Consider the following 5196-nt stretch of genomic DNA (forward strand, 5'->3'; position numbering starts at 1 on the left):
TGTTATAATATTTGAACTTTTTAAATAATTTAGATGTATCTATGATGTCCAACCAATAAAAACCATTATAATATTATTAAATAATATAAATTAATATGATAAAAAAATTCGCTTCATGCTATCGCATGGCTCATGTCGCCAACGAGTCCTAACGGACTCCGTTGCTCAAAATAGTTGATACTTTTATTCAGTTACCAAAGTTATCAACAGTTTAAAAAATTTATAGTTTCCTATAGAATAAAAAAAAGTCTTAATGTTAATAAATCAACATTAAGACTTTTTTTTAATTTTTATATTTCATCATCTTTATTGTCTGTATCAAATATATCTTTTTCTTCATCTAATGGAAGTTCTTTATTAAATGCTTTTTCAAATTGTTCTACATCAAGAGTTTCATATTTTAGAAGTGCTTTAGCAACATAATGAAGTCTATCTATATTTTCACTTAAAAGTTTTTTAGTCATGTTGTTTGCTTCATCTACAATTCTACTTATTTCTCTATCTATTTCTGAAGCAACCTCTTCAGAATAATTTCTTCTTGTTGTAAAATCTCTTCCTAAGAAAACTTCATCAGAGCTATCTCCAAATGTCATAGGTCCAAGCTTTGGACTCATACCATATCTTGTCACCATGGCTCTAGCAGTACTCGATACTCTATCTAAATCATTTTGAGCACCAGTTGATATATCCTCAAGAACAAGTTCTTCTGCAACTCTACCACCAAGAAGAACAATAAGATTTTCTTCCATTTGTGTTTTAGTAGCATAATATTTATCTTCAGCTGGAAGCTGCATAGTAAATCCTCCAGCTCTTCCTCTAGGTATAATTGTTACTTGATGAACAGGATCTGTATTAGGAAGAAGCTTTGCTGCTACCGCGTGACCTGCTTCATGATATGCAGTTAATTTTCTTTCTTTTTCACTTATAACTCTAGTCTTTTTAGCAGGACCTGCTATGACTTTAGTTATAGCTTCCTCTATTGTTTCCATTTTTATTTTCTTTTCTCTTTTTCTAGCTGTTAAAATTGCTGCTTCATTCATAAGATTCTCAATATCCGCTGGAGTAAATCCAGGAGTTCTTCTAGCAAGAACTTTAATATCTACATCATCTGATAAAGGCTTATTTCTAGAATGAACTTTAAGTATAGCCTCTCTACCTCTTACATCAGGTGCACCAACTAATACCTGTCTATCAAATCTTCCTGGGCGAAGTAATGCAGGGTCCAATATATCTGGTCTATTTGTTGCTGCCATTATTATTATACCTTCATTTATTCCAAACCCATCCATCTCAACTAATAACTGATTTAAAGTCTGTTCTCTTTCATCATGACCTCCTCCAAGACCTGCTCCTCTTTTTCTTCCAACAGCATCAATCTCATCTATAAATATAATACAAGGAGAATTTTTCTTAGCTTGCTCAAATAAGTCTCTAACTCTAGATGCTCCAACCCCTACAAACATCTCAACAAAATCTGAACCACTTATACTAAAAAACGGAACACCAGCTTCTCCTGCAACAGCTCTTGAAAGATAAGTCTTCCCTGTTCCTGGAGGCCCAACCATTAATATTCCCTTAGGAATTCTAGCTCCTAATTCTATATACTTTTTAGGGTTTTTTAAGAAATCAACAACTTCTTGAAGCTCTTCTTTTTCTTCCTCAAGTCCTGCAACATCACCGAAGGTAACTTTATTTTTTTCATCTCCCTTATGAAGCTTGGCTTTTGATTTACCAAAATTCATAACTCTACCTCCTCCACCTTGGGATTGCTGCATAAATACAAACCAAAACACTACAAATATAAGTATCATGAATATAGAAGGTAGTATTTCAAAAAACCAAGGAGTACCCGGTTCTGGCTTACCAGTTAGTACAAGCTTTCCTTGAGAAACCTGTTTTAAAATAATATCTGAAAGTTTATCTTTGCTCACTGGATAAGGAACGTATGATCTAAACTTTTGATTAGTATTTTTTATTTTTCCTTCTATTGCCTCGTTTGTAAATGTAAGCTCCGAAATATTTTCTTTAACTAATTCTTGGTAAACCTTTGAAAAATCTAAATCTTCTACTCCTTGAGTAGGCTTACCATAAACTTGAACAATTGAAACTATTATTATAAATACAAGCAAATAAAAAGTTGCTCCTTTAAATAATTTCTTCAAATAGAGCCCTCCTTTCTCTCAGGTCAATAATATTAGTTTATTTTATCATAAATAAAAATTCAATACAACATCACCAAATTATAGAAGTTTAAGACTTACTTTTAATACATTTTTAGTATCTTTATCTATTTTATAGTCTTCACTCATTCTATAACCCATTACCCAAATTATTCCTTTTTCATCGGATAATATAGGTATTTTATCTCTACTTTCCTTTGGTATTTTTAAGTCTATAAACAAATCTTTTATTTTTTTATTTCCCCCCAATCCTAAAATTTTTATTTTATCACCATTTCTTCTGCTTCTTATTAAAAGATTTCCATATATTTTGTCTGCATCAAAAAACTTAGTATATTCATCATATTTAAGATTATCTACTTCTTCTATACTTAATATTTTACTTTCAACTATAGCATTTAATTCTTTTATCTTTATATATCCACTCTTAGGGAGCTTATAATTATAGCTTATTTTTCCCTCTATTAACTCCTCATTAGTAAATATAATCTTATTTTTCTTTTTATATACCATAAGCCCTTTAGGTAAATCTATTCTTATATCTGATTTATTTTCAAAAATCAAATTAAATACATCCTGTATATGTTTTTGATCTATACCTTTAATATTCCCTAATATAAAATTAATAGACTTTCTTATTATCCTATTTTTAAGAGCTTTATGAACCTTTAAAAACTCTTCTATATCTAAAACAAGCATATTTTCAGATTTTTTTTCACATACTTCATAAAAAACTTTATTAGCTTGTTCTTCTATGTAGTCACTATCTTCTCTAAGTAAATTTGCCATTCTAGCAATAGATTCCTTTAAATTTGGATTAAAATTTTCCTTCATGTATGGTATTAACTTTAATCTTATTTTATTTCTAGTATATATATCTTGTAAATTAGTATAATCTATTCTTGGATTTAAATTGTTTTCTTCACAGTATTTTTCTATTTCTTCTCTAGGTACATCTAAAAGGGGTCTTATAATTCCATCTGTTCTTTTGTATTCTATTCCTTTTAATCCTTGAAGACCAGTTCCTCTCATAATTCTCATAAGTACTGTTTCTGCTTGATCATTTATATTGTGAGCAATAGCTATTTTGTTTGCATTTATTTTTTCTTTTATTTCAAAAAACATATTATATCTTAAGATTCTTGCCCCTTCTTCTAATGATAGATTATTTTCCTCACAATATTTTGGTACATCTATAGCTCTTATAAAGCACACTACCCCCATTACATCACAAATTTTTGCTACATACATAGCATCCTTTTGAGCTTCTATTCCTCTTATTTTATGATTTAAATGAGCTGCATATAGCTTTATATTAAATTCATCTTTTAAATAATTTAAAATATGTAAAAGACAAACAGAATCAGGCCCTCCAGAAAGGCCTAGTATAACTTTATCTCCATCACTTAATAAATTATGCTTTTTTATAGTATCTCTTACTTTATTTACAATCATTTTTATCCCTCTTATTTTATATATTTTAAATAATATCTATAAATATCTCTATATATTTTTATATTTTTAATACAATCTATAGAAAATTGACTATCAAAAGTGTTATTTCTTCTATAGTACTCCTTTGATTCATAATATCCCATATTATATTCTGTTAATAATCTTTGTAAATCATATTTATAAATATTACTTAAATAATGAAAATATAGTCCTTTTATATATATTTCTTTATATTCATTTGAATTTCCTTTTAAATATATATCTATCAATTCTTTATATTTATCATAAACTAAAGAATACATATATTGACTTGAAATTAGACTATTATAATTTTTATTTGCTACTGCACTTATAAAATAATCATATCTAAAATCTAATTCTTTCATTAAATCTAGAACAGCTTTTATTTCACTGCTGTTTAAATATGAATATTTTTTTATTTTATAATATAATATCTTTTCTTTATGATTTAAATCAGAAAATATACTTTTTTCTTCATTAGAAAATATGGTTAAGTGAGGAAATTCATCTATCTCTTCTTTTATATATTCTTTTTGTTTCATATTTTTTATTATTCCCAAACTATCCAATGTATACATAAGTTTTTCTTTCCCATAAAATTTTAAAATCAAAACTATAGAAGATGTAATCAGCATTGCTATCATAAGCATAGTTAGTACTAAAATTAAGCCTATTTTCTTATCATTAGATTTCAAAACATCACCTCAATACAATGGCTTATCTTTTCATTCATATTTATAATAACAAATAAAAACAATAAAAGGTAGTGTAAATTACACTACCTAAAAAATAAACATATTATATATTAATTATAACTAATTAACTTTTATACTAATTATATTTTTACCTTCAAATAAACCAGATATATTTATGTCATAATTTATGTTTATATCAATATTGCTTAAATCTTGACTCATTTCTACATCTATAGATTTAGTTAATGTTTCTATGGAAAAATCTCCATGTACAGTTCTATATTTTGTCTTAAATCTTTTTCCTTTCTTAAAAATTAACTCCGAATTATTTTTTCCAAATCTTTTCATTGTAATACAATCTTCAGTAATCTTTAAAGTTGTAGTAGTTCCAGCCATTCCTGATATTTCTGATTCTTCATATACTATATATAAAGCTTTATTTTTTTTATAAATCTTTCCTTGTGTTATAAGTTCCATAGTATCTTTTTCACCTTTTGAATCTATTTGACAAGTTTTCATCTTAATTACAACTTCTTGATTCATTATTTCCCCCCCTAAAAATGAGTTATTAGCTCGTTGCAGAACTCTACAACTCGCATAAATACTACATTTAAATTTATAGAAATGGCTAAGTTTCCCCCATTTTGGGTATATATACATTAACTAGATGTGTATAACTCAAAATGAAAAAAGGAGGAAAAACTTATGCCAGTTCAAGCTAAACAATTAAACTTTTCTAATATTTCTTCTGATTTTGAAAAGTTTTTTAATCAAAATCAATACAATTTACTTTCTATGTTAAATCATTTTTTTGATATTAGTGATTTCATCCCACTTTCTTTTTA

4 protein-coding genes are annotated in these 5196 nt (G+C 27.1%); all 4 read right to left on the bottom strand.

Features of this window, described 5'->3' with window-relative positions; all coding sequences use genetic code 11:
* Window positions 1-290: 290 nt before the first annotated feature.
* Window positions 291-2162, bottom strand: coding sequence for an ATP-dependent zinc metalloprotease FtsH (ftsH, locus tag BUA77_RS12555; RefSeq protein WP_084605785.1), 1872 nt, complete (start codon window positions 2160-2162; stop codon window positions 291-293).
* A gap of 78 nt (window positions 2163-2240) precedes the next feature.
* Window positions 2241-3635, bottom strand: coding sequence for a tRNA lysidine(34) synthetase TilS (gene tilS, locus BUA77_RS12560; RefSeq protein ID WP_072890805.1), 1395 nt, complete (start codon window positions 3633-3635; stop codon window positions 2241-2243).
* A gap of 11 nt (window positions 3636-3646) precedes the next feature.
* Window positions 3647-4351: a hypothetical protein gene (locus BUA77_RS12565; RefSeq protein ID WP_072890808.1), complete on the bottom strand. Its 705-nt coding sequence runs from the start codon at window positions 4349-4351 to the stop codon at window positions 3647-3649.
* 120 nt (window positions 4352-4471) lie between these two features.
* Window positions 4472-4894, bottom strand: coding sequence for a DUF1934 domain-containing protein (locus tag BUA77_RS12570; protein ID WP_072890810.1), 423 nt, complete (start codon window positions 4892-4894; stop codon window positions 4472-4474).
* Window positions 4895-5196: the final 302 nt, after the last annotated feature.

The organism is Tepidibacter formicigenes DSM 15518, from assembly GCF_900142235.1.
In the GTDB taxonomy this organism is placed as follows: domain Bacteria; phylum Bacillota; class Clostridia; order Peptostreptococcales; family Peptostreptococcaceae; genus Tepidibacter; species Tepidibacter formicigenes.